This is a genomic window from Acetobacter thailandicus (assembly GCF_011516655.1).
Taxonomy (GTDB): Bacteria; Pseudomonadota; Alphaproteobacteria; order Acetobacterales; family Acetobacteraceae; genus Acetobacter; species Acetobacter thailandicus.
Window position 1 is genome coordinate 80,781 of record NZ_WOSV01000004.1, and the last position, 23,687, is coordinate 104,467.

Here is a 23,687-nt window from a genome sequence, read left to right on the forward strand (position 1 = left end):
TTTTTATACGATATCCCGGCAGGCCGGATAAAGAGATGGCGAACTTTAAAGAACACTGAGATAAAAAGCTGATACCTGCCATGAGTGCGAAGTGTCAGCATCACTTATTTTCGCTTTCGTAAGGGCAGCATAAGCAGAGCCTGGTCTATGGCTCCACCGGCGTATCGTTTCATACGACATAATAACGCTACACTAATACTGCATCTTTTCAGAGAGGCAGTAACTTACTGCACAGGCTTTGATCCCTCAGCAGCTATCACAACTGAGCTGGCGTGACAGCATAAGTATTGTCTTCAAATTGTCTCACAACCTTAACACACAATTTTAAAGTCTGCGGGTAAAACCCTCTGAAATTCTCTAAAACAGATGTGCGGATAAAGGTTAAACGTGAAACCTATAAGAACTATGAAAAAGCTCAGATGTCTGCTTCTGTCCACATCAACTATATCGTTCATGTACTACGCGCCAGTACATGCCTGGAGTAAACCTTTAGCAAAAACTACAACACACTCATCTAAAGGCTTACATCATAAGCCAAAAGATAATGCTCCGAGTATGATGGGGGCAACGTCACCCACAGACGTATCGGAAGAGCAAATTTCTGTTTTTGGAGCACATCATCGTCAGGTTGCTGCTGGCCTGATGATTAAAGAAGATGCTCCTAAATCCCGCTCTACCGTCACGCAGGAATTCATTGAGAAGCAGGCAAACGGGTCAAACCCAATGCAGCTCATTGCATTGCTCCCCGGTGTTAATACGTCAGACCAGGACCCTCTGGGCATGACCGGTGGCAATATGACAATGCGTGGTCTGACATCTCAGCAGATAGGTTTCACGCTTGAGGGTTTTCCCATTAACGATATTGGCAGTTATGCTGTGTACCCGCAGGAAATTGTGGATGCAGAAAACTTGCGTAGTATCAACGTGGAACAGGGTTCTGCAGATCTCGATAGCCCGCATATTTCTGCAACCGGTGGTGCTGTAGATATGTATCTCCGCGATCCGGCGAACCATTTTGGTGGTAAGCTCGTCGGGTCGTATGGCTCATATAATATGCGTCGTATTTTTGGTCGTGTGGATACAGGCTATGTTGGTCACACAAACCTGCGAGGTTTTGTGTCTTTCTCTCAGGCTGCAGAGGATATGTGGAGAGGTCCGGGTAGTTCCAATAAAATGCATGGAGAAACCAAATGGGTCAACAAATGGGGTAATGGCAACGTCGTTTCACTGAGTATTATTGGTAATCATTCTTCAGGGGTGCTTTTTCCATCTACGAGAGTAACCACCGCAGCTGATATGAACGCCATGAACACCGGTAAGGGTTACAACTCTCTGGTCAACAGCATGATCAAGAATAACGTCTATGAGTCGAAATGGAACCCCGACAGTCCGAGTGGAAATTATTACCAGCTACACAGAAACCCGTTTACAAACATTTACGCATCGGCTCCTTCGACTTTCAGGTTGTCTGATAAAATCACTCTGACAGAAACACCGTATTTCTGGTACGGGAACGGAAATGGTGGTGGGGCCTATAGCACCAGTTTTCAGAATTATCAGTATGGCGCTGAAAAAATGTCAGCGTCTCTTGGAAATTACAATGCATCTAATACCAAGTCGATGCTTTTGTATAATCCTTCAAACACGCAAACCTACCGTCCAGGCTCTGTCACCAAACTGACTTTGCACACCGGAATAAACCGTCTTGAAGCCGGCTACTGGTTTGAGTATTCAAAACAGCGTCAGACAGGCCCTTATAGCCTTATTAACCCGGAGACGGGGCGGGCGCTTGATTTATGGGGAGGGGGACCTAACCTCGTATTATCAAACGGTGTGACGGCTGAATATCGTGATACGTTAACACAAACACGTATTCATACACTTTTTTTAGCTGACAGTCTTTCACTGCTTAATAATAAATTAAACATTGAAGCGGGCCTTAAATATACCTTTGTTAAACGTCAGGGATATAATGGTCTGCCAGACACATCGACAGGATCTCATATCAATGGTTCCTGGCAGCAACCTCTCCCGGCTTTTTCTGTTCGTTATAAAGTGAATAGTGAAAATCAGTTTTTTGCTTCTGTAACAACAAACTTCCGTATTCCTATGAACAGTTCCCTATATGATTCCGGGTCATATTATCCAGGTTCTGGCTATTCTACCAAAGCGAACCCAAACCAGAAAACGGAATATTCGATTTCTGAAGAAGCAGGATGGCGTTATCAGGGAGCAACTATAATGAGCTCCATTACGTTTTTCCATTATAACTTTACAAACCGTCTTTATACACAGGTTATTACTCAGCCGAACGGCAGCTATTATACAACCAGTATTAATGGTGGTGGTATGCATGCTTCGGGTGTGGATGCTGAAATTGGAACACGTCCGTTTCATAATTTCCGCCCGTATGCGTCTTTTGAGTATGTTGACGCCCGCACTGATAATAATCTGGCTGCCAGCAGTGGCAGTACCAGTGACTATGTTCATTCTAAGGGTAAATTTGCCCCTCAGACGGCTAAATATCAGGTTGGTTTTAACCTCGATTATGATGACGGTAATTTCTTTTCAGGGTTTAGTCTGAAATATACTGGTTCGCAGTATGCGACGTTCACAAATGACCTGAAGATTCCAGGTTATGTTCGTATGAATATATCTGCAGGTTATCGCTTTAAAAACTTTGGTTTTCTTAAACATCCAACACTTAAGCTGAACCTGATGAATATCGCGAACAACCATTATCTGGGTTTTGTTAATGGTGCTGCTACGAACGCGAAAGCCACAACCGGTGTCTTTGGTTCTAAAATTGCAGGCCAGAGCACAAGTTATCTGATCGCCAGCCCGTTCTCTGTTCTCGGGACGTTCAGCGCAGATTTTTAAAATTCTTCAGTGAGATATCCGCCTGCTGCATGAGGCGGATTTTCTTTCATTATCTCCCTGACTATTGTCAATTCGATGCGCAGCATGAGGAAACGTCATCATTGTCCTCTGACATTTATCGCAGAAGCCTGCTGACCGCTGGTGCGGGTCTTTCACTGTCTGGTTTGCTTCCGTCAATTCAGCGTGCACGTGCAATCCCGGCACGACGTGAAAGCGGAACAATCAGCGACGTTCGGCATATTGTTATTCTGATGCAGGAGAACCGGTCGTTTGACCACTACCTTGGTCATTTATCAGGGGTGCGTGGGTATGGAGACCGACATGTTGTGCACGGTCCGGAAGGTTTTCCGGTCTGGTGGCAGCAGCGTCATAAATCAGCAGATGGCTGGATTACGCCTTTTCACCTGCCAACACAAACAACCAGCGCGCAATGTGTCATGGATCTTGATCACAGCTGGACGCCAACGCACGCAGCAATTAATAAGGGCTGGAATAACCAGTGGCCACGTTATAAGACAGATATGACGATGGGTTATTATACCCGCGATGATATCCCTTTTCATTATGCACTGGCTGATGCGTTTACAGTCTGTGATCACTGGTTTTGCTCTACTCCTACTCAGACACATCCTAATCGCTACTACCTGATGACGGGTATGGTTGACCCGGCGGGAACAGGCGGAGGGCCGGTGCTTGATAACAGAGACTGGGTCGACCGTCCTTTTTATTCGAATGTCGCAGCACCTTTCTCATGGACGACTTACCCTGAGCGCCTGCAGGACGCAGGTATTGACTGGCGTATCTATCAGCAAAGCATGTCAGTCTCTGATATTGAAAATGGTAATTTCGGTACAAACGTACTGATGAATTTTCGTAATTTTGTTGATGCGCCACAGGGTTCCCCTTTGTATGAGCGGGCTATGACTGCCCGGACACTCGATAATCTGCGGCAGGATGTGCTGGCTGATCGCTTGCCTCAGGTCTCGTGGGTTTTGCCGCCGGCAGCTTATTCCGAACATCCTCGCTGGACACCAGGTTACGGTGCAACCTTCATTTCTCGTACGTTAGATGCGTTAACGGCTAATCCTGAAGTATGGGCCAGAACTGTTTTTCTGGTTATGTATGACGAGAATGATGGTTATTTTGATCATATGCCGCCGCCTCAGCCGCCAACACCTGTGCTGCCAGGAAAAAGTACGGTTGATACAACAGGGGAAATTCATGACCGTGTCGCAGCTTTTCGCCCGGAAAGCCAGACCGCAGATATGCTGCCTTTCGGTCTGGGTCCGCGCGTGCCGGCCTTTATCATTTCTCCCTGGAGCACAGGTGGTTTTGTCAGCTCAGAAGTTTTTGATCATACGTCAGTTATTCGCTTCATTGAGGCACGCTTTGGCGTAAAAGAACCTAATATTACCCCCTGGCGTCGTGCCATTTGCGGTGATCTGACAGGCGCGTTTGATTTTACACGCAAACGTACTGTGCTGCCACCACTGCCCGATACCACCGCTTATCGAAAAATAGCTGATACATCCTGCAAACTTCCCGCCGTCATTGTGCCTCATCAAAGCCGTATTGAGGATATGGGACGTCAGGAAACAGGTGTGCGTCTGGCCAGACCATTACCTTATGACCTGACAGCTGATCTCGTTCCTTCTGCTCCGGGTGTTCTGACCCTGAATATGCGTAATGACGGTAAGCAGGCTGCGTGTCTTTATGTTTATCGTGATACTACGCATGAGACGCCTCGCCGCTATACAATCGGGGCAGGCAAAGCTTTGCAGGACGTATGGTCTGTGCAGCAGGGTGATAGTCACAAGATTACCGTTCTGGGTCCTAATGGTTTTGCACGGTATTTTTACGTTCCTGACGCGACGACCATGAGCCTTACGGCCTGTCATGATGCAGTCACCGGTAACCTTATTCTTAAAGCTGTTAATAGCGGAGCAGTTTCTAGGCGTCTTTTACTCCGGGATAATGCTTATGGTGCAGCAGACCGCAGCTTTGATGTTCCGGGTCAGAGCTCTTCCAGCTTGCCTGTTAACCTCGCGAATAGTCATCACTGGTATGATCTGACGGTAATAACGGAGGGTGAGGACCGTAATGAAATTCGTCTGGCCGGCCATGTTGAGACAGGACGCATAAGCATTACAGATCCGGCTATGGGGGTAATCTCAGGTTAACTATGTCGGGTCTCAGTAACTTTCTCAGCTTTGTAAACTTAACATTACATATCTGTATTCTTTCCAGAATCAGGCAGTCAGGATTCCAATGAAATTTCGTTTTTTTTGTGCATCTCTGATCGGTGCAGGCACACTTGCCTTTTCTTCCAGTGTATTCGCCTGGGGGCCGTATGGGCATGCGATCGTAGCGGATATCGCACAGGAGCATCTGACACCTCAAGCTGAAAAGACCGTAACTGCGTTACTCGCTCTTGAAGATCATCAGACACTCGATCAGGTTGCCTCCTGGCCCGACACGATTGGTCATATTCCGGAGAACAAAGGAGGAGCACCCAAAACGCTGAAATGGCATTATGTCGATATAGACGTGTCCCACTCAGTCTATGATCAGGCCCGTGACTGCCCGGACCATGCCTGCGTCGTGGAAAAACTCCCCGAGGAGGTCAGAATCCTTGCCGATACGCATGCGTCACCTCAGGAGCGTCTGGTTGCACTGAAGTGGATAGTTCACCTTGCGGGGGATATCCATCAGCCGCTGCATGCTGCTGAGCGCAATAAGGACATGGGTGGCAATGCAATCCACCTTACTTATTTCGGAAACAATGCCAATGGTCACATGAACCTCCACTCTCTGTGGGATGAGGGGGTGATAGATCATCAGGCGAACCTGCATGTTGGCCCATTCTATAGCATTGACCCCGTTCGCGCGAAGCAGGAGGCGGATCGTCTTGGCGCTCAGATCACACCTGATGAGACGAAATACTGGGTGCAGGATCTGGATAGCGGAGATATTCATGATGCCAGCGTTAGCTGGGCTAACGAAAGTCATTCCCTGGCTCGTACTGTGGCTTATGCTGCGCTGCCTGCCAGTAAGGGAGCTGATGTTGGCAAGGCCTATACCGAATTGACATGGCCGATTATGGAGCTTCGCCTGGAACAGGCCGGAGTTCGACTGGCCGCTATTTTAAATAAAGCGCTGTCGCATTAAGTCAGTAGTAATACCGCGTCTGATAGCGCGGTATTACCACCATACATCGTGCCAGACTCTATCGGTTTATCAGCATAGTTATGTGGCTTCGTAGCACTATCTGTTATAGTCAGCAGTATCAGTCTGCAGCCACGCTGAAAGTTTCATCTTGTATTTCAAAAAACTCCTGAGCCTGAAGAAGTCGCTGAGATGGCAATTATTAGCCATCGTACGCACGGAATAATCAGAGAGCACTTTTCCTCACTGATAGCAGGCGGGCGTTACATAAAACTTAAAGGCAGAAAGGTATAACGCTGTCTAAATTTATGCATATGGTAAGAAAAATATAATTGTTCTGACTTTTCCAGATATTACAAAAAACCTATCTGATGTTATGCCTTTCATCTGTATTTTAACAAAACATTTTTTGTTCAGAAAAATCATTAACTATATAGAGGCATAGTTTAAGGATTTACTAAACTTAACAGAAGCTTTGCTTGCAAAACAAAATAAAAGAGCCTCTTGAAAAAAATAACGAGAAGTTTCAGGCTGTCTGAATGCATTTTATGACGGAATAAAAAATTTATGCCTCACCATGTTACAGCTGCGCCTGCATTTTCCTCTCGTTCATCATTGCGTAAAGCGATTATTCAGTCTTTTCGTAAGCCCGAAGCTGAGTGTGTTAAAACCCTGACACCCGCGGCAACCCTTAATGATGCAGAACAAAAAACCGCAGCTGAGCTGGCGACCCGCCTTACAACGGCGCTCAGGGCAGAGCGTCGCCCGGGGCTGGTTGAAATGCTTGTGCAGGAGTTCTCCCTGTCCTCTTCTGAGGGAGTTGCCCTCATGTGTATGGCTGAGGCTCTGTTGCGCATTCCCGATACCGCTACGCGTGATGCCCTGATTGAAGATAAAATAGGTAATGGTGACTGGCTGGCGCATATTTCGCGTGACCGCCCGCTATTTACCAATGCAGCAGCCTGGGGGCTGGCTGTTACGGGTGAGCTGGTTGGTAAGCGTGATGAGAAAAATCTGAAAAATACGCTGCTTGACCTGGTGTCGCGCAGTAGCAAGCCTCTTATTCGTCGCGCTGTCGATACCGCTATGCGCCTTATGGGTGAGCAGTTTGTGCTGGGCGAGACCATTGAGCAGGCACGTGAAAACAGCACAGAGCTTGAAGAAAATGGCTTTGCTTATTCTTATGATATGCTTGGTGAGGCAGCCTTTACGGCAAAAGATGCAGAGCGCTATCGCAGGGATTATCTTAATGCCATTCACGCTATAGGTCGCAGCGCAAAAGGCAGCGGTGTGTATGAGCGGCCAGGTATTTCTATTAAGCTTTCTGCTTTGCATCCGCGTTATGTTCGCGCGCAATATGAGCGTGTTATGGCTGAGCTTTTTCCGGTTGTGAAAGAGCTTGTGCTGCTTGCCCGCGGCTATGATATTGGCGTGAGCATTGATGCAGAAGAGAGTGAGCGGCTTGACCTTTCACTCGATCTGCTTGAGGCGCTATGTCATGTGCCAGAGCTTAAAGGCTGGCATGGTATCGGGTTTGTCGTGCAGGCTTATGGCAAGCGCTGTCCGTTTGTGCTTGACTTTATGATTGACCTTGCACGGCGGTCAGAACACAGGCTGATGATCAGGCTTGTTAAAGGTGCTTACTGGGACAGTGAAATTAAAAAAGCACAGATCGATGGTCAGTCTGATTTTCCTGTTTACACGCGTAAGTGCCATACAGATATCAGCTATCTCGCCTGTGCGCGTAAATTGCTTAATGCGCGAGATGCTGTTTTTCCGCAATTTGCCACACATAATGCCCGTACTGTTGGTAGCCTTTATGCGCTGGCAGGTAAAAAATTTGAAGCCGGCTCATACGAGTTTCAGTGTTTGCACGGTATGGGAGAGCCTCTTTATAAGCAGATTACCGGCTCAGCTGAGCTCAGGCGTCCGGTACGTATTTATGCGCCGGTTGGTACGCATGAGACATTGCTGGCTTACCTGGTACGACGTTTGCTTGAAAACGGTGCAAACTCATCATTCGTCAATCAGGTGGGTGATGACACACTTTCTGTCGCCACTTTGATTGAAGACCCGATTGTTACGGCACAGCGCTTTGAGCCTTACGGCGCACCACACCCGGAGATTTCCAAACCGGCAGATCTGTTTGCGCCTCAGCGTCGTAATTCGTCAGGGCTTGATCTGGCAGATGACCGGGTCTTATCTGGTCTGGCTGCGGGTTTGAAAGGGGCGCCAAAAACCTGGAAAGCGGCTCCTGTTGTGTTCAGGCAGCGTGTCAGAAGTAAAGAGCGCCCTGTTATTAATCCTGCCTGCCACAGTGATAAAGTCGGTGTCGTTGCGTCAGCTACGCCAGCTATGGTGACAAAAGCAGTTGATGCAGCACAGGCAGCACAGGCTGAGTGGGCCGCAACGGCGCCGTCATACCGGGCGGATATTTTTGATAAGGCCGCAGATCAGCTTGAGGCACAGCGATATGAGCTGCTTTCTCTGCTTTCGCGTGAGGCAGGAAAGTCTCTTCCCAATGGCGTGGCTGAAGTGCGTGAGGCTGTTGATTTTCTGCGCTATTACGGTGCGACTATTCGCCGCGAGTTTGATAATACGACACATAAGCCACTTGGTGTGGTGGTTTGTATCAGTCCCTGGAATTTCCCGCTGGCCATTTTTATCGGACAGATTGCAGCGGCTCTTGCCGCTGGTAATGTTGTTCTTGCCAAGCCAGCCGAAGAAACTCCTTTGATTGCTGCTGTTGCTGTTAGTATTTTGCATAAAGCCGGTGTGCCTCAGGCCGCCTTGCAACTGCTGACAGGGGAGGGGGATGCAGGCGCAGCACTTGTCGCTGATGAGCGTGTCAGTGGTGTGATGTTTACCGGTTCGACTGCGGTTGCACAGCTGATTAACCGTCAGCTTGAAAAAAGACGAACACATACTGGTCAGCCTGTTCCGTTTGTTGCAGAGACAGGTGGGCAGAATGCCATGATTGTCGATAGTTCAGCTTTGGCTGAACAGGTTGTGGCTGATGTGATTGCTTCAGCTTTTGACAGTGCAGGGCAGCGTTGCTCGGCACTGCGTCTGCTGTGTGTGCAGGAGGAATGTGCCGACCATGTTCTGGGTATGTTACGTGGCGCAATGAATGAACTCCGGCCTGGTAATCCGGCAGATCTGTCAACCGATATTGGCCCCGTGATTACAGCAGAAGCTGCAGAGAATATTACGCGCTATATTGAGGCATTTCGTACCAGGGGAGCATCGGTTTTTTCTGTGCCGGTGCCTGAGCATTGCTCTGAAGGGTATTTCGTACCACCCACCCTGGTAGAAATAAAAGCTGTGAAGGAGATGGGAGGCGAAGTGTTCGGTCCTGTGCTTCATGTGCTGCGTTATAAACAAAATACACTTGATCAGCTTTTAAACGAAATTAACGCTACCGGTTATGGCCTCACTTTTGGCTTACATACGCGTATTGAAGCAACAGTGCAGCACGTGCTGTCGCGTATCCATGCGGGTAATCTGTATGTTAACCGTAACACGATTGGTGCTGTTGTTGGTGTGCAGCCATTTGGTGGGCAGGGCCTGTCAGGTACCGGGCCGAAGGCTGGTGGACCATTGATTTTGCGCCGTCTGCTTGCTCAGTCGCCAGAGATAGTATGGACATTCTCTGGTGAGAAACCTGTGGTGATGCAGGCATGGACAGACTGGCTTATCGCTGAAAAAGAGACAAAACTTGCCGGGCAGGCTCTGGTTCTTGGGCGAGGCAGTGTAGTCGATGGTGAATGCATGCTCCCAGGGCCGGTGGGTGAAAAAAATCTCTACCGTCTGGTACCCAGAGGCGCTGTATTGTGTATTCCTGCCACGAAAGAAGGGCTGTACAACCAGCTCTCTCTGGCGTTCTCAGGAGGGAATACGGTTCTGCTTCTGGCTGATGCCTCAATTGAGGGCTGGATCGCAACTCTTCCTTTGCTTGTTCAGAATGCAGTTACGTTTGTTGCCAGCGCTACAGAAAAGCCCTGCGCTGTGCTGCTGGGTGAGCGTGATGATGATGCGTTTGCCTATGCACGTGCAGCACTGGCTGAAGGGGATGGCCCGGTTGTTCCGGCATGGATTACCGGAGAGGAGCTTCCTCATGCGGAGTGCGTTATTGAGGAGCAGTCACGCAGTATTAATATTTCAGCCGCAGGTGGTAATGCCAGCCTCATGACGCTGAGCTAAACGGACCGTTTGTTTTTACGAAAAATACCGACTTTCATTACTGAGAGCCGGTATTTTTTGCTTATCCGTGTTCAGGCTGTCTTTTTGTCGGATAGTACTGTCTGCTCCTGTGCCGTCCTGCGTGTGATCAGGCATGCCAGGGCATAACAGGCCAGTGACGTGCCCAGGCTTGCGATAGCTGTCATACGTTCATTGTGCCCCCACAGCATAGCAATGAAGACAAGTGTTACCGCGATCAGAGTACCATAATTTATATAAGGAAAGAGCAGCAGAGTATAATTTGCGGTGTCGCCGGTTTTTTCTGCTCTGCCTCGTGTGCGGATATAGGCTGCGACGATCATAGAGTAGACAACCAGGATGACACCCCCGCTACAGCTAAGCAGAAACGCGAAGATCGTGTCAGGTGCAAGGATGGATGAGAATGCGACCAGAGTGCCGGCAATACTGCTGATAACAACGGCGAGGCGGGGTGTTTCGGTCTTGCCGGTGCGCGCCAGTCGTGCAGGTGCATCACCACTGGCGGCCAGTTCGGTCAGAATGCGGGATGTGACGTACATGCTGGAATTCATGCAGGAGAGAATAGCACTCAGTACGATGATACGCATTATCACGCCGGCACCGGGTATGCCCATGACATCCATTGCGGTGACAAAGGGCGATTTACCTGGTTCGATATTCTGCCATGGCACGACCAGTAAAACCATAGCGACTGAAGCGAGGTAAAAGAGTGTGACCCTCGCCCCGATGCTGCGCGTTACCCGCGCAACATTCTGGCCGGGTTCGTGTGATTCTGCTGCGGCCACTGTTGCAATTTCTGACCCCATCATAGTGAACAGAATGGTTGGTACGATGGCGAGTACACTGGCAGGTCCAAAGGGAAAAAAGCCACCATGCCCCAGAAAATTGCTGGCAGCCGGCACCCCCGGGCCAAAGACATGCCCGACAAACAGAGCGGCAATGCCAATGAAAAGAAGAATGCTCATTACCTTAATGAGAGAAAGCCAGAATTCACATTCGCCAAAAACACGCGGGGCTGCAAAATTAATAAGTTTCAGGATGATAATCAGGCCGATAGCCAGCACCCATATGGGAAGCTGAAGCCAGTCCTGCACGATCAGGGCGCCGGCAATGGCCTCACTTCCCAGTACAACAATCCAGAAAAACCAGTAAAGCCAGCCAGCTGTAAAACCAAGGCGTGGGCCGAAAGAAGCGCGGATATACGCGACAAAAGAGCCTTTGCCCGGGTGAGCCGCAACCATTTCGCCGAGCATACGCATAATCAGAACGACAAGGATGCCTACCGCCAGAAAAGTTACAAGAACAGCCGGGCCAGTCACAGAAATGGCGGCACTACTACCAACAAAAAGGCCTGCACCAATGACACCCCCCAGGGCGATCATTGCAATATGGCGGCTTTGTAGCCCATCAGTATTGGTAGTTACTGCATTTTTATTGTTGTCAGGCATGATATGCAGGGGTCCCTCACTCTGATATCGTAATGAATGGTTGCACATTCCAAAAGCGTTATGCAATTAAAATATTACACTCATGTAATGTGTGGAGAAAACAGTTTTTCGTGAGCCTGAGATGCGTTCTGAAGCTGCTGTTAAAATAATCTCTCCGGCATTGTAATTGTGGAAGTGAATATAATCAATATCACGAAATTTTTTCCAATAATATCAGGAGATTTTTTGTATAAATTAAAATAATTATTTTATTATGATTTTTGGTGTATTTTTATTTTTTTTCAATAATGGGGTTTTAATTTTTAATTAAATAGTCATTTCCTTAAAATAATTAAAATTTTTCTTTTTTATAGATATTCCTGTTTTTTTAATCTGGCTGTACTGGCTGTGAGATAGCTCTCCTGCGTTGCAGATCACTTGATTTTTTTTTGTTTTACAGGAAGTTTGGGCATGATTTTTGGGGGAAGGAAAAACTCAAATGAAGCTGTCTTCTGTCTGTAAGTTATCAGCGTTGTCACTTGTTGTTGCAATGACCTGTTCTTCTGTTTCTGCTTATGCTGATCAGGCGCCGGGTGATGTTGGTACGCCTGCGCTGAGTGATGTCGATTTGTCAGGCTTTGTTGCCAGCGCTGACCCTGTTGAGGTTGCTGGCTTGCTTAACTACTGCACTGAAACCAACTATGTTTCTTACGACGATGGTTTTCAGGTGCTTCAGTCTTATAACAAAAAGACAAATGCTGTGCCTGAGGGGCAGGAGGGCAACATGAACTATGCCCGTGGTACAGCCGGTCAGATGCTGGTTAACGGCAAAACTTATTCGTTGCCGATGTCTGTAGTTCCTGTTCGTGAAAAAGCCTGTAAAGCTGTGCTGGCACGTGCGAAAGCTGCGCTGTAAGAATAGTCTGAAGAAGGCTGGTCATATTGGTCAGTCTTCTCTGGAATTGAATATCGTATAGAAAAATAAAAATTCCGGGTTTATTGCGGTGAAAGAAAACAGAAAATATCAGCTTTTTTCTGGTTTTTCTGCAGGCTGATATGGCCGGTCTGAGAAGAGATTTTCGGCGCTTAGAGAATGCATTAAAGCAAAGCGCGGTGTACCGTTAATTGATTCGTTCCACATTTTTAAGGGACGAACCCAGTAAGTGCCGTGTTCCTCACTGCGGTAAGTAACAAGCCATTCTTCGGTTTCGCTATGACGTCCCACGCAGATCAGTGTATAAAGATCGCCTTTATAGTGCCTGTATAAGCCGGGGCATGGATGTTCCGGGGGCGTGGTTTCGGACATCTTGTGAGGGTAAGTTTTCATGGCCAGAATGTGTTCCATAACAGGTCAGAAGAGTGCAGTGTTGAAAAAACAAGTCATTATGTGTGCTGTCATCACTGGTCTTTTATCAGCCGGCGGATCCTCCTTCGCCAGGCAGGCCAGGTACAGTAACAATGTCTCATCTCTGGCAGGGCATCAGGTGGTGCTGACACGTCAGCCAGGGGGCGAGCTTGATACCATAGCACGTAAGTTAAATGCCGATGATCTGGCAACAGCTGCCCGTCATAAAGAAATACCTCTGGTGCTTGTAGGTTCAGCAGCTCTTTCTCCTGACGGGCGGGATACGGCCTTATTTGTTCAGGTGCAGTCTGCAAGTCTGTGTGGCTCTGCCGGATGTTCAACGGATGTTTATCTTAAAAAAGCTGACGACTGGGTTAAAATTCTGGATTCTGTCAGTGGTCCGGTGACGGTCCTTCCGCGCAGGCATGATGGTATGTATGATATAGTCGTTGATGGTACAGACCGCTGGGTCTGGAGAAACGGCGCCTATCATGACACGCTGACTTTAACTGATGGTCCGTCAGTAACGAAGCCTGCCCCCAAAAAACCACATGAAGTTCATACAGGTTTGCGTGGCTAATAATACAGCAGTCTGAAATGATAGCTGAAAACGAGTTGTAATTTATGTCTTCTTCTGCTCCCGGTAGCGTTCGTCTCACTCTTATCAAAACATTGCTCACAGTTGGTCTGACGGTGGTGCTGGTTATGGGGATGCGGTTTTTTCTCACCGTATTGCCGCGTGTAGATGCTGCCACTGGTGGGCATGCTGGTGCAGATATTCTGAGGATTCTGACGGGAGATGGTAGTCTCACACGTCAGAAGATAGTAACGGGTTGTTTGCTTCTGGTGTGCTTTCTGCTTGCTTTGTTTTTGCTGTGGGTGGGGCAAATTATTCTGAAAAGAATTAAAACATAAAAATCTGTTTTTATGGATGAGGCCCGGAGTTCTCGCTTCTGCTCTTACAGAAAGCCCATGAGTAAGCGAGAATACACCATGAGATGATCAGAAGGCTGCCGCCGGTGGGGGCGATATGAAAAGCACGATGACCACTAAAGGCCGTATAACAGACGCCAGATACAAACATGAGCGTGCCTGTCAGTAAACCGAAGCCTGCAATAAGGGTAAGGCGAGGCACGTGTCGTGGAAGTCTGAGGCCGATAGAAATAAGTGCAAGGGCATGCCACATTTGCACATCTGTTGCGTTATGCAGCATAGCCCGCCCGCCCTGTGCCAGTTGTTCATCCGGCAGATGCGCTGCCAGAGCGCTCATTATGACAGCAGAGGCAGCAAGCAGAGCGCCACAAACACACCATATACGTGTAATAACTGAAAAAGCAGGCATAAAAGCTTCCTTTAATATTCGGTTTAAAAGGATAAGGTTATGAGCATTCGCATAGATCGTGTTGTGACACGAGGGGGAGATAGCGGACAAACCTCACTGGGTGACGGAAGCCGTGTATCTAAACATACAGCCAGGGTAGGAGTAATTGGTAGCCTGGATGAGCTGAATGCTGCGGTGGGTTTGTTAAGGGCACATGTTCCCGATGAGTCTCCTGTCAGTCAAACTTTGATGCAGATACAGCATTTGTTGTTTGATATGGGCGCTGATATCTGCTGTCCTGAGGCAGCAAAAAAAGCAGAGCGGGCGGCACGTATTACAGAAGAGCTTCTGCTGTGGGTTGAGCAGGAAACGTTTGCGCTGCAGGAGAGACTGGCGCCGTTGACCAGCTTTGTATTGCCAGGTGGCAGTATTGCAGCGGCGTGGGCTCATATGGTGCGAACTCAGGTGCGTCGTACAGAACGGGATTTCGTTACTTTAATGCAGGAAGAAGAGGTGAATAAAAAGATATTAAAAATACTTAACAGATTGTCGGATTATTTTTTCGTTCTCGCCAGACATTTTAACGATGATGGTAAAAAAGATATTTTATGGAAAATTAAATAGTATTTTTTATTAACTTTAATTTAAAAAAAACTATAAATTTATATATTTTTTTAATTTTTTTTGTCTTTATTGAGTGTTTTTTGTTCTTATTTAAATAAAAAATGGCTATTTATTTAAAGTTAATTATATTTTTTTAAAATAAAATTCACATTATATATTATTTTTGATTGTTTTTGAGGGATGTTTTGTGAGTAGTGAAAGTATTTTTGATTGGAAAAAAAATCTGAGTATGTTATCTGTCAGTTAAAGAAATTATTTTCTCTTATATGTTAAGAAAAAGAGATTAATTTCTACAGTATTTTAATCATTTAACGGCGTGCCATAAACATGGCGTATGTAATGCATCAGAAGGAAGTGAAGAGTTATTTCTCTGATTTCTGAAAAGAGAAGATTTTAGAATTTCTTCTGATGTATCAAGAAAGTAAAAAGTATAATAATGGTAAGTATTATAAAAGCAGCGGCATCATCTTCATTTTTTTCAAAGCCTGAGAAAAGCCAGGAAGAGGCAAGCGAAGAAGAATCACTTCGTAGTGCCCTTGAGCGCATGGGTTCTTCTCATCAGAGTCGTGCACAGGCTGTTCAGCGCGCGCAGGGTGACGGCAATCAGCTCAGACGTCGTCGTTTTGTAAAAGACGGTGATGTACAGGTTGAAAAGCACTCTCTGGCCGGTATTAAGCCAAGAGCACTTGCTTCAGTGCAGGCAAGTGGTACAGCGCGTACAGTTCATTTCTCATCAGGTAGTACAGGCGACAGCGAGCTGGTGCATTTGCGGCGTTTGCTGGCGACCGAGAAAAAGCGCGCAGAAGAAGCCTCACGTTTGATCGAGGATATGCAGCATACAAATAAAGCGCTGACTACACGTCAGGTTCATGCTGACCTTGAGGTGACAGAGCTGAAAGTGAAGCTTGAAGAAGCTGAAACTAAAGTTGTAGCTCAGACCCGCATTATCAGAGGTCTTCAGTGGGACCTTGAGCGTTGCGAGGAAGAAATGCATGGCCTGCGCAAACGTCTCGACGCGAAGCCACGTGGTCGCCCTCGTAAAGAGGTATCTGCGGCTCCGGTTGTGGAAAAAGACTTTGAGAGTGAAAGCAATGCTGATGTCACAGATAGTGAGCCACAGCCTGTAAAATGGTGGAAAGACTAAAATTCTGTGTACAGATAAAGGGAGCAGATGAAATTATTTTCGTCTAAGTCACTGCTCGTTGTTGTATTTGTAAATATAGCGTGCGGTGTCGTATTTTTGTCTGTGCCGATTTTTATTGAAGGTTTTCTTTCTCTTTTTAAAAATGTTTTTGATATTTTAATTTTGCCGTTTTCATTTTTATTTAAAATTATGGGCTGGTCGGCACGAGTTTCTTCTCTCGATCAGCTTTCTCACGGGCTGATAAAGGGAGGCAGATATAATCTGTTTCCCAGATTGTGTTCAGTTATATTTCTTATTTTATCAGGAAGCTGTTCAGCGTTGACGCTTGATAATATCGGTGACAGATTTTCTGTATTTTTACTTTGTCTGGCACCGGCATTTTTGCTGGCATCCTGTTTTTTGTCTGGTATATCCCTGTCCTGTATTATGATCCCTGCGTTTCTGGTGCAGTTGTATTTTCTTGCATTTTGTAAAGCTGAGTATTCTGCTGGCAGAAAATAAAAGCGGGTTATGAGATGCGCCCGGTTTTTTTATAGTTCATTATAAATCAGTATGATCAGAGTGTTGTAATGTAATTTACAAACCAGTTTCTGATCGTTTACAGGTTAGTTTTTATCCCCCAAAATGGTTATAATCCTGTTTGTTAGCATACTCGCGGAGAGGGGCCTGTGCCTTCGTTTGGGGTCTGTATTAGAATTAAGTAAGGAATAATTACTTGTTGTTCATGATATTCATTTTACTCATGCGTCTTTTGAACATTTATTGCTGGGTTCTGCTTGCTTCATGTATTTTTATCAATTTGTGTATTTTTGGGGTGCTTGATGCCCGTAAAAGCTTCGTTCAGAGAGCAGGATATTTCCTTGAGGCCGTAACAGAGCCTGTTCTGGCTCCTGTCAGGAGAATTTTGCCCGATCTTGGCGGTGTTGATTTTAGTCCTATGGTTGTACTTCTTCTGATCCGCTATGCCGTGCAACCTGGTCTGATAGAGGTTTTTCGTTATATATTAGCAGGCTAAGCGGATGCAGCAGCCTGCCTCAGATCAGTTCTGAGGCAGGTTTTTATAAAGCTCGAGGGCGTGCGCCCGGGCTGTTTTCAGGTCTACAATCGGGGCGGGATAGCGCTTGCCTGCTGTCACAGCTGTATGCCTGAGCAAATCTCCGCCTGCTTGCCATGGTGTATGTATTAATTTATCAGGCAGAGCGCGCAACTCAGGCACCCACTGACGAATATATTCGCCTGATGGATCAAATTTTTCGGACTGGCCGACCGGGTTGAAAATGCGAAACCAGGGGGAGGCATCAACGCCCGTGCCGGCGCACCATTGCCAGTTCATTGCGTTTTGGGCCGGGTCAGCATCAGCCAGTCTTTCCCGAAACCATTTTTCGCCTTTACGCCAGTCTGTGAGCAGATGTTTTGTCAGAAAAGAGGCTGTTACCATTCTGACCCGGTTATGCATCCACCCGGTTGCATAAAGTTGGCGCATGCCGGCATCAACCAGCGGATAACCTGTGCGGCCCATTTTCCATGCATTAAACAGGGTTTCATCATCACGCCATGGCATATGATCAAATTCAGAGCGAAGGTTCTTTGTCGCCATATCAGGATAATAGAAATACTGAGTCCAGGCGAAATCGCGCCATCCCAGCTCTGACAAAAATGTCCATCCCTGATCTGCCAGGTGTGGTTTCTGCCGCATAACAGCTTCGGTTGCGTGCCACACCTGTCGGGCTGACAGGAGGCCGGCCCGAAGATAAGGGGAGAGAGACGACGTGCCGTCTTTATCAGGCCGGTCTCTGTCCGTGCTGTAGTGTGTCAGCCCTGTTTCGAGAAATGTTTCCAGCAACTCATGCGCGGTTTCCTCTGAGCAGAGCCATTCTTTTTCTGCATCACATGCGCCTTCCGGCAGGCTGATTTCTGATTCTTTAAAGATGAGATTTTTCAGATCATCTGGCCAGGGGAAGAAGGTAACCTTCTCTGGTGCTGGCAGGCTGCGGCCTGGTGCTCCTAGTTTTTGCAGTGCACGCCACCAGGGGGTAAACACTTTATAAGGCTGATCGCTGCCAGTGCGTAAAACCCATGGTTCATGTAACAGGCGCCCGGGCAGCGAATGTACAGTGCATCCGGCGTCCTGCAGGGTGCTTTTGAGGTGCGTATCCTGCTCACGTCCTGACAAATCATAGCGGCGATTCCAGAAGACAGAATCAATATGTAATTTCTCTGCAAGTTCCGGGATAATCTGCGTTGCCGGTCCACTTATTTCAGCCAGATCACCGCCCATTTTCTGTAGAGTTGCGGCAAATGTCGCACGTGCCTTGCTAAGCCACCATTTGACGACTCCCTGCGTTGTTGTGGCAGCGTCGTGAACATACAGGCAGATAAGCGGTTTTCCGCTATTGATTGCGGCATGAAGGGCCGGGTTGTCAGTAATACGAAAATCGTCCCGAAGCAGGACAAGAGCCGGTTGTGAGGGGGATGATACAATGTTCATAAATACTATTTTGACGAAAGATGACATGCTGACAATACCTGCCAGTGTGGTCACTTTTTATTTATTTTATTAAAATATAATTAATACAATTTTAATTATATATGAAGTTATGTATAGTAACCGAAAATATCCTATGAATCTTTATGTCTTTTATCGCTGCGATAACAAAGTAGTGCGAGTAGTATTTAAATGCAAAAAAATATAGAAAGTAACTCTATGACTTATAAGGCTGTTAATGAGGCCTGTGGTGTGCATAGGCTGACATCACAGCAGGAATCTGTTCTGCGTGAGCGCGGTACAGAACCACCAAATTCAAGCAAACTTAATTCTGAAAAGCGTAGCGGTACATATTCATGCATTGGCTGCGGCAGTACTTTATTTGTGTCCGGGACAAAATATGAAAGCGGTAGTGGCTGGCCATCTTTTTACGCCCCGGTTTCTGGTGCGGTAGAAAGTATGGTTGATATTAGTAATGGTCTGGTGCGTACCGAGGTTGTTTGTTCAGTATGTAAGGGGCACCTTGGCCATGTTTTTCCTGATGGTCCGCCTCCTACCGGGGACCGTTACTGCATTAACGGGATTGTTCTCGATTTTTTGCCTGATGAAGGATAACTCGTGGTAATCGGGAGTAAAGGCGGACCAGAGGGTCATGCCTGACGTAGCGGGACACCCTGAAATATATTTCAGGCAGGTTGGTGACTATGACCTGGCTATCCGCGATGCAGGTGCGGGCGAAGGACTTCCTCTGGTTCTGATTCACGGCTTTGGGGGCAGCATTAACAGCTGGTTTCTGACGCAGAATGCCCTTGCTGCTGGCCGGCGTGTCATTGCTTTTGACCTTCCTGGTCACGGCTCTTCGTGCCTGCATGTAGGGGAGGGTACATTACGGGCATTTGCCAGTATTGTTTCGCATATGCTGACAGAAATGGAGCTGCCACGGGTGCATCTTATGGGGCACTCGCTTGGAGGAGGGATAGCTCTTAGCCTCGCGCAGCTCAGGCCTGACCAGGCAGCGTCTCTCAGCCTGATTGCACCAGCAGCCCTTGGGGCTGAAGTGAATGCTGAGTTTCTTTACAATTTTATTGAGGCAGATGATCCGGCTGCTATGCGTCTGGTGCTGGAAAAGCTGGTCGCTGCAAAAATTCTTATTGGCCGTAAAGCCGTCGAAGATGTTTTGAGTAATCATAACGTCGCGGGTGTCAGAGAGGCTCTGCATCATATTGTGAATGCCTGTTTTGACGGAAGCAGGCAGCGTCAGATTCTACGCTCCGTTTTTACGACGACTGATATCCCCGCTCAGGTGATCTGGGGTGTTGAGGATGCTATTTTACCTGCATCTCATGGGCAGGGTCTGCCATCACGTGTCACAGTGCATTTTCTGGAGGGGGCAGGGCATATGCCGCAGCTTGAAAAGGCAGCAGAGGTAAATGCGCTGATACGTTCTTTTTTAATGCGGGCTGAAGCAGAGGCCGGGCTTTGAGCCCGACACTCTGAAATACGCACTCAGGAAGCAGAAAGGTTTACAATACCAATCTGTCCGCCTTCTGTACCAAAGCCCAGCAGGCAGCCATCAGCGCTATATGCCAGGGTAGTGACAGCACCATGTTTGCCCGTTGTGGTAACGGGCAGAACGCGCTGGCTTTCAGTCTCAATCAGCAGCACTGTGCCGTCAGAAAAACCGGCGGCAACGACATCCTGCTGAGGGTGGAATGCAACACAGGTGCACAGGGCACCACCGGCACCGGGAAGTTCTTTGGGGGCTTTACCCATTGGGCCACCACCAAAAAATGGCCACATAATAACGCAGTCTGCTCCACTGGTTGCCAGCCATTTTCCGTTTGAGGAAAAGGAGAGTGAGCGTACTTTGGAAGGATAACCGCTCATACGAATATTATGACCGTCAGACAGACGCCAGCCATGCAGGTCGTTATCCTGCATAGCGGTAATCAGAGCATCCCCTTTAGGATGTATGGCAATGCCGATATGGCTGCCTTTCCATTCCAGAACGCGGGCAGATTCGCTTTTAGGCTGAGTGAACCAGACTGATGCCCCGTTATAGTGAGAGGCCGCTATACGCTTGCCTTTGGCATCAAAAACAATCCCTGACACAGCTGAGGGGTGCTCGAGTGTTTTGACAAGTTTGCGGCCTGTTGCATCGCGCAGCTCAACCTGTTTACCTGTGGCAAGAGCAATGCAGCCGGTTTTGGCATCGACATGAGTGGCGACATGGTCAACCCAGCGGCGGCTTTTACTCAGCTCTTCAATCTCGCCATGCATATCAATGCGGCACAGACGGCCATCATCTCCGCCAGTCAGAAAACTGTGTGGGTCCGTGTCGGGGGCAATGCACAATGCCGAGCCGTCATGCACAGCGTGGGTGACCCAGGCAGAGGTTTCTGTCAGGTCAGCACGATGAATAACTATGACATCGCCTTCACCGGTGGTGAAAGCAAAACGCTGGCTATCGCGTGATGCTGTGCAGGCAATAATATGGCCGTTTACAACGCGTGAAGCACCGCGTTTATCAATCAGCCCGTGGATGGTGGGAGTGCTCATGCGATTGCGCAGCTTTCAAATCCACGCCGCAGCTGAGGACGGTTAAGGTTACGACCAATAAAGACCAGGCGTGATTCGCGCGGTTCATTCTCTTTCCATGGGCCAATAGAATCACCATCAGCCATCATGTGCACGGCCTGAAAAGCAAAGCGGTCAGGCTGCCCTTCAAAATTCAGAATACCCTTGGTGCGCAGCATGTCAGCTCCTTTTTCCTGGAGCAGGGCGCTGATCCAGAGCTGGAATTTATTGGCATCCAGCGGAGTTTTAAGGCTGAGAGAGACGCTGCTGATATCAGCTTCATGTTTATGCTCAGGGTGTTCGAGAAATTCAGGCATATTTTTAAGAACACGCTCAAGGTCAAAACCGCCCTGGTCGAGCACATCAGTCAGTTTGACGTTGCCCTTTTTTGTCCGGTGAACGGGAGCAATGCTGTTAATTGATTTGAGAGTTTTCTCCACAGCTTCGAGCTGTGCTTCGTCGGCCAGGTCGGTTTTGTTGAGAATCAGAACATCAGCAAAAGCTACCTGCTGGTGCGCTTCAGGGCTTTCTTTAAGGGTTTGCTCAATGTTCATAGCATCAATGACGGTAACGACGGCATCAAGGCGGGTTTTGCTTCTGACATCTTCGTCGGCAAAGAAAGTCTGAGCAACAGGGGCAGGGTCAGCCAGGCCGGTTGTTTCAATAATAATGCCGTCAAATTTGCCACGGCGTTTCATCAGGCTGGTCAGAATACGGATAAGATCACCACGGACTGTGCAGCAGATGCAGCCGTTGTTCATTTCAAACACTTCTTCATCCGTATCGACAACCAGATCGTTATCAATACCAAGCTCGCCGTATTCATTGACGACAACCGCATATTTACGGCCGTGCTGAGCCGTCAGAATATGGTTGAGCATTGTTGTTTTTCCGGCACCAAGAAAGCCCGTGAGGACTGTGACGGGCACCAGAGCATCAGAAGTGGGAGAGTCAGACATCAAACAGGGTCTCCGTTAACGGCATGAAGTCGTTCTCATATAGGGTGCATTCTGACCTGATACCAGAGAAGAAGAGCAGAGTTCTCTGGCAGGCTCAGTTATGCCTCAGGAGGAAGCATGGTCGCGCATCACTTTGGCGGGCTGTGTATGCTGTGCACGACGTGGTGTGGCAGAGCGCAGGAATTTGACGGCCAGAGCACCGTAAAGAGCATGGCTGCAGATAGCGCGTGAAACGCCAAAGGCCAGGAATGCGCTGGCCAGCAGAGCGAGTGTAACCTGCTGGTTATCACACATTTCCATAACAATGACAGTTGCTGTCAGGGGGGACTGCGTCACCCCGGCGAAGTAAGCGACAGTGCCCAGCAGCACGACAGCGCCCGGAGTGGAGTGTGGCAAAAACTGTGCGATCCATCCGCCAAGGCCCGCACCGACAGAGAGTGAAGGCGCAAAGAGCCCGCCTGGTACACCAGAGCAGTAGGAAACAATGGTCGCGATATATTTGAGAATAAAATAGGACATGGGATAGTGCTGGGTGCCCATAATACTTTCCCGGGCCTGAAAATAACCTGTGCCGTATGTCATGCCGCCAGAGAGAACACCAATAACAGCCAGAACCAAACCGCATAGTGCAGCAAAAATAATCGGGTGTTGCATGATAAAGCGGCCGGCATAACCGGGAATACCCCGTGAAATACGCACAAGGAGAGCAGAGAACAGCCCGCCTGTAACCCCGCCGACAATGCCGCAGACCAGAACAGCCAGCCAGCTGGCTCCCACCGGCACGACAGAGTCAGTATGCCCGAAATATGTGTAATTGCCGACCATAGCGATAGCTGTCACCCCGGCCAGCACGACGCAGGTCAGCATGGTGCCACTGGTGCGCTGCTCATAAGAGTGAGCAAGCTCTTCAATCCCAAAAACAATACCAGCGAGCGGTGTATTAAAGGCTGCAGCAACCCCGGCGGCACCACCGGCTTTGATCAGAGCATGCTGGCGCATGGGGTCATTGATTTTCATAAACCGGCCGACAGTGTGCATGATAGATGCACCCACCTGAACAGTCGGTCCTTCACGCCCGATAGAAGCCCCCGAAAGCAGCCCCAGTGTCGTGAGGAGAATTTTGGCAAAAGCAATACGAAGGGACAAAACCTTATCAATGGTTTTGAAGTCGTGCAGATGCAGGCACGCAATCGCCTGGGGGATACCACTGCCCTGTGCACCGCGAAACCATTTCACTGTCAGCCATGAGGAGAGAGCCATGCCACAGGGCGTGACCAGCAGCATAAGCAGAGGGCTGATGGCAATGATATGACTGCGCAGATGCGCCGCTTTATCAGCTATGGCAGCAAAACCAACCGCTACAATTCCCACCATCACAGCACCTGACCAGTAAATCAGCTTACGGCGCCAGCTTGCTGTTCCGGCTTTTGCCTGCTCACGAATATGACGGAGCTGTGCGGAGGCGGCTGTCATGCTGGACGGCATGGGAAATCCTGAGGCTTAGTAAAAGATGCGGGTGCTCTTAGCACGTTCCCTTTA

At 48.3% G+C, this 23,687-nt stretch carries 19 protein-coding genes; 12 read left to right on the forward strand and 7 right to left on the reverse strand.

Translation table 11 applies throughout. From position 1 onward, the window contains the following. The first annotated feature begins 453 nt into the window (after positions 1 to 453). The 4 genes from GOB58_RS07250 to putA all read left to right on the forward strand — a co-directional run bounded on the left by GOB58_RS07250 (position 454) and on the right by putA (position 10,248). The gene (locus tag GOB58_RS07250; protein WP_407651750.1) at positions 454 to 2,880 is read left to right on the forward strand and encodes a TonB-dependent receptor; all 2,427 of its coding nucleotides are present in this window, start codon (positions 454 to 456) and stop codon (positions 2,878 to 2,880) included. Between the two features lie 101 nt (positions 2,881 to 2,981). After that, positions 2,982 to 5,060 (forward strand): phosphocholine-specific phospholipase C, encoded by a 2,079-nt coding sequence (locus GOB58_RS07255; RefSeq protein WP_173559765.1) that lies wholly within the window; start codon positions 2,982 to 2,984, stop codon positions 5,058 to 5,060. 88 nt (positions 5,061 to 5,148) lie between these two features. Then, positions 5,149 to 6,048 carry a S1/P1 nuclease gene (locus GOB58_RS07260; RefSeq protein WP_173559766.1) on the forward strand — a complete coding sequence of 300 codons (900 nt, stop codon included), beginning with the start codon at positions 5,149 to 5,151 and terminating at the stop codon, positions 6,046 to 6,048. A gap of 564 nt (positions 6,049 to 6,612) precedes the next feature. Next, positions 6,613 to 10,248, forward strand: a complete 3,636-nt coding sequence (gene putA / locus GOB58_RS07265) for a bifunctional proline dehydrogenase/L-glutamate gamma-semialdehyde dehydrogenase PutA (protein WP_173559767.1) — start codon at positions 6,613 to 6,615, stop codon at positions 10,246 to 10,248. A 71-nt stretch (positions 10,249 to 10,319) separates the two neighbouring features. Here the strand turns inward: putA and GOB58_RS07270 are convergent, their stop codons facing one another. Further along, positions 10,320 to 11,714 (reverse strand): amino acid permease, encoded by a 1,395-nt coding sequence (locus GOB58_RS07270; RefSeq protein WP_173559768.1) that lies wholly within the window; start codon positions 11,712 to 11,714, stop codon positions 10,320 to 10,322. Between the two features lie 478 nt (positions 11,715 to 12,192). Here GOB58_RS07270 and GOB58_RS07275 point away from each other — a divergent pair, with 478 nt between their 5' ends. Further along, positions 12,193 to 12,609 (forward strand): DUF2501 domain-containing protein, encoded by a 417-nt coding sequence (locus GOB58_RS07275; protein ID WP_086553676.1) that lies wholly within the window; start codon positions 12,193 to 12,195, stop codon positions 12,607 to 12,609. A gap of 108 nt (positions 12,610 to 12,717) precedes the next feature. Here GOB58_RS07275 and GOB58_RS07280 read toward each other — a convergent pair whose 3' ends face one another. Further along, positions 12,718 to 13,020 (reverse strand): DUF1653 domain-containing protein, encoded by a 303-nt coding sequence (locus GOB58_RS07280; protein WP_242005260.1) that lies wholly within the window; start codon positions 13,018 to 13,020, stop codon positions 12,718 to 12,720. 37 nt (positions 13,021 to 13,057) lie between these two features. On the opposite strand from GOB58_RS07280, the gene GOB58_RS07285 reads away from it, so the two are divergent. Both GOB58_RS07285 and GOB58_RS07290 read left to right on the forward strand, forming a co-directional pair. Next, entirely contained in the window at positions 13,058 to 13,618 is a 561-nt protein-coding gene (locus GOB58_RS07285) for a hypothetical protein (protein WP_338421273.1), read from the forward strand. Positions 13,619 to 13,662: 44 nt separating this feature from the next. Next, complete coding sequence (locus GOB58_RS07290; RefSeq protein WP_173559769.1) at positions 13,663 to 13,953, forward strand: hypothetical protein; 291 nt, start codon at positions 13,663 to 13,665, stop codon at positions 13,951 to 13,953. 10 nt (positions 13,954 to 13,963) lie between these two features. Here GOB58_RS07290 and GOB58_RS07295 read toward each other — a convergent pair whose 3' ends face one another. Continuing rightward, a complete protein-coding gene (locus GOB58_RS07295; RefSeq protein ID WP_173559770.1) occupies positions 13,964 to 14,380 on the reverse strand; it encodes a DUF423 domain-containing protein in 417 nt (138 codons plus the stop codon). A 39-nt stretch (positions 14,381 to 14,419) separates the two neighbouring features. Here GOB58_RS07295 and GOB58_RS07300 point away from each other — a divergent pair, with 39 nt between their 5' ends. From GOB58_RS07300 to GOB58_RS07310, 3 genes are all read left to right on the forward strand, one after another. Beyond that, positions 14,420 to 14,983, forward strand: coding sequence for a cob(I)yrinic acid a,c-diamide adenosyltransferase (locus tag GOB58_RS07300; RefSeq protein WP_086635458.1), 564 nt, complete (start codon positions 14,420 to 14,422; stop codon positions 14,981 to 14,983). A 436-nt stretch (positions 14,984 to 15,419) separates the two neighbouring features. Beyond that, the gene (locus GOB58_RS07305) at positions 15,420 to 16,127 is read left to right on the forward strand and encodes a hypothetical protein (RefSeq protein WP_173559771.1); all 708 of its coding nucleotides are present in this window, start codon (positions 15,420 to 15,422) and stop codon (positions 16,125 to 16,127) included. A 742-nt stretch (positions 16,128 to 16,869) separates the two neighbouring features. After that, entirely contained in the window at positions 16,870 to 17,142 is a 273-nt protein-coding gene (locus tag GOB58_RS07310; protein WP_233133264.1) for a YggT family protein, read from the forward strand. Between the two features lie 24 nt (positions 17,143 to 17,166). Here GOB58_RS07310 and GOB58_RS07315 read toward each other — a convergent pair whose 3' ends face one another. Then, positions 17,167 to 18,642 carry a cryptochrome/photolyase family protein gene (locus tag GOB58_RS07315; RefSeq protein WP_242005261.1) on the reverse strand — a complete coding sequence of 492 codons (1,476 nt, stop codon included), beginning with the start codon at positions 18,640 to 18,642 and terminating at the stop codon, positions 17,167 to 17,169. A gap of 189 nt (positions 18,643 to 18,831) precedes the next feature. On the opposite strand from GOB58_RS07315, the gene msrB reads away from it, so the two are divergent. Then, on the forward strand, positions 18,832 to 19,227 hold the full coding sequence (gene msrB / locus GOB58_RS07320) for a peptide-methionine (R)-S-oxide reductase MsrB (protein ID WP_086553716.1): 396 nt from the start codon (positions 18,832 to 18,834) through the stop codon (positions 19,225 to 19,227). A 37-nt stretch (positions 19,228 to 19,264) separates the two neighbouring features. Further along, the gene (locus tag GOB58_RS07325; RefSeq protein ID WP_086553683.1) at positions 19,265 to 20,095 is read left to right on the forward strand and encodes an alpha/beta fold hydrolase; all 831 of its coding nucleotides are present in this window, start codon (positions 19,265 to 19,267) and stop codon (positions 20,093 to 20,095) included. A 23-nt stretch (positions 20,096 to 20,118) separates the two neighbouring features. On the opposite strand, the gene GOB58_RS07330 is transcribed toward GOB58_RS07325, so the two are convergent. From GOB58_RS07330 to GOB58_RS07340, 3 genes are all read right to left on the reverse strand, one after another. Beyond that, on the reverse strand, positions 20,119 to 21,171 hold the full coding sequence (locus tag GOB58_RS07330) for a WD40 repeat domain-containing protein (RefSeq protein ID WP_173559772.1): 1,053 nt from the start codon (positions 21,169 to 21,171) through the stop codon (positions 20,119 to 20,121). Next, entirely contained in the window at positions 21,168 to 22,148 is a 981-nt protein-coding gene (locus GOB58_RS07335) for a CobW family GTP-binding protein (RefSeq protein ID WP_086553685.1), read from the reverse strand. The genes GOB58_RS07330 and GOB58_RS07335 overlap by 4 nt, the downstream gene beginning before the upstream one ends. A gap of 105 nt (positions 22,149 to 22,253) precedes the next feature. Further along, a complete protein-coding gene (locus tag GOB58_RS07340) occupies positions 22,254 to 23,633 on the reverse strand; it encodes a chloride channel protein (protein ID WP_173559773.1) in 1,380 nt (459 codons plus the stop codon). Positions 23,634 to 23,687: the final 54 nt, after the last annotated feature.

Bases quoted from the DNA above. Each gene is read 5' to 3' on its own strand.
- GOB58_RS07250 (WP_407651750.1), top strand. From the start codon at position 454: ATGTACTACGCGCCAGTACATGCCTGGAGTAAACCTTTAGCAAAAACT.
- GOB58_RS07260 (WP_173559766.1), top strand. From the start codon at position 5,149: ATGAAATTTCGTTTTTTTTGTGCATCTCTGATCGGTGCAGGCACACTT.
- putA (WP_173559767.1), top strand. From the start codon at position 6,613: ATGCCTCACCATGTTACAGCTGCGCCTGCATTTTCCTCTCGTTCATCA.
- GOB58_RS07270 (WP_173559768.1), bottom strand. From the start codon at position 11,714: ATGCCTGACAACAATAAAAATGCAGTAACTACCAATACTGATGGGCTA.
- GOB58_RS07275 (WP_086553676.1), top strand. From the start codon at position 12,193: ATGAAGCTGTCTTCTGTCTGTAAGTTATCAGCGTTGTCACTTGTTGTT.
- GOB58_RS07280 (WP_242005260.1), bottom strand. From the start codon at position 13,020: ATGAAAACTTACCCTCACAAGATGTCCGAAACCACGCCCCCGGAACAT.
- GOB58_RS07290 (WP_173559769.1), top strand. From the start codon at position 13,663: ATGTCTTCTTCTGCTCCCGGTAGCGTTCGTCTCACTCTTATCAAAACA.
- GOB58_RS07295 (WP_173559770.1), bottom strand. From the start codon at position 14,380: ATGCCTGCTTTTTCAGTTATTACACGTATATGGTGTGTTTGTGGCGCT.
- GOB58_RS07300 (WP_086635458.1), top strand. From the start codon at position 14,420: ATGAGCATTCGCATAGATCGTGTTGTGACACGAGGGGGAGATAGCGGA.
- GOB58_RS07305 (WP_173559771.1), top strand. From the start codon at position 15,420: ATGGTAAGTATTATAAAAGCAGCGGCATCATCTTCATTTTTTTCAAAG.
- GOB58_RS07310 (WP_233133264.1), top strand. From the start codon at position 16,870: ATGCGTCTTTTGAACATTTATTGCTGGGTTCTGCTTGCTTCATGTATT.
- GOB58_RS07315 (WP_242005261.1), bottom strand. From the start codon at position 18,642: ATGTCATCTTTCGTCAAAATAGTATTTATGAACATTGTATCATCCCCC.
- msrB (WP_086553716.1), top strand. From the start codon at position 18,832: ATGACTTATAAGGCTGTTAATGAGGCCTGTGGTGTGCATAGGCTGACA.
- GOB58_RS07325 (WP_086553683.1), top strand. From the start codon at position 19,265: ATGCCTGACGTAGCGGGACACCCTGAAATATATTTCAGGCAGGTTGGT.
- GOB58_RS07330 (WP_173559772.1), bottom strand. From the start codon at position 21,171: ATGAGCACTCCCACCATCCACGGGCTGATTGATAAACGCGGTGCTTCA.
- GOB58_RS07335 (WP_086553685.1), bottom strand. From the start codon at position 22,148: ATGTCTGACTCTCCCACTTCTGATGCTCTGGTGCCCGTCACAGTCCTC.
- GOB58_RS07340 (WP_173559773.1), bottom strand. From the start codon at position 23,633: ATGCCGTCCAGCATGACAGCCGCCTCCGCACAGCTCCGTCATATTCGT.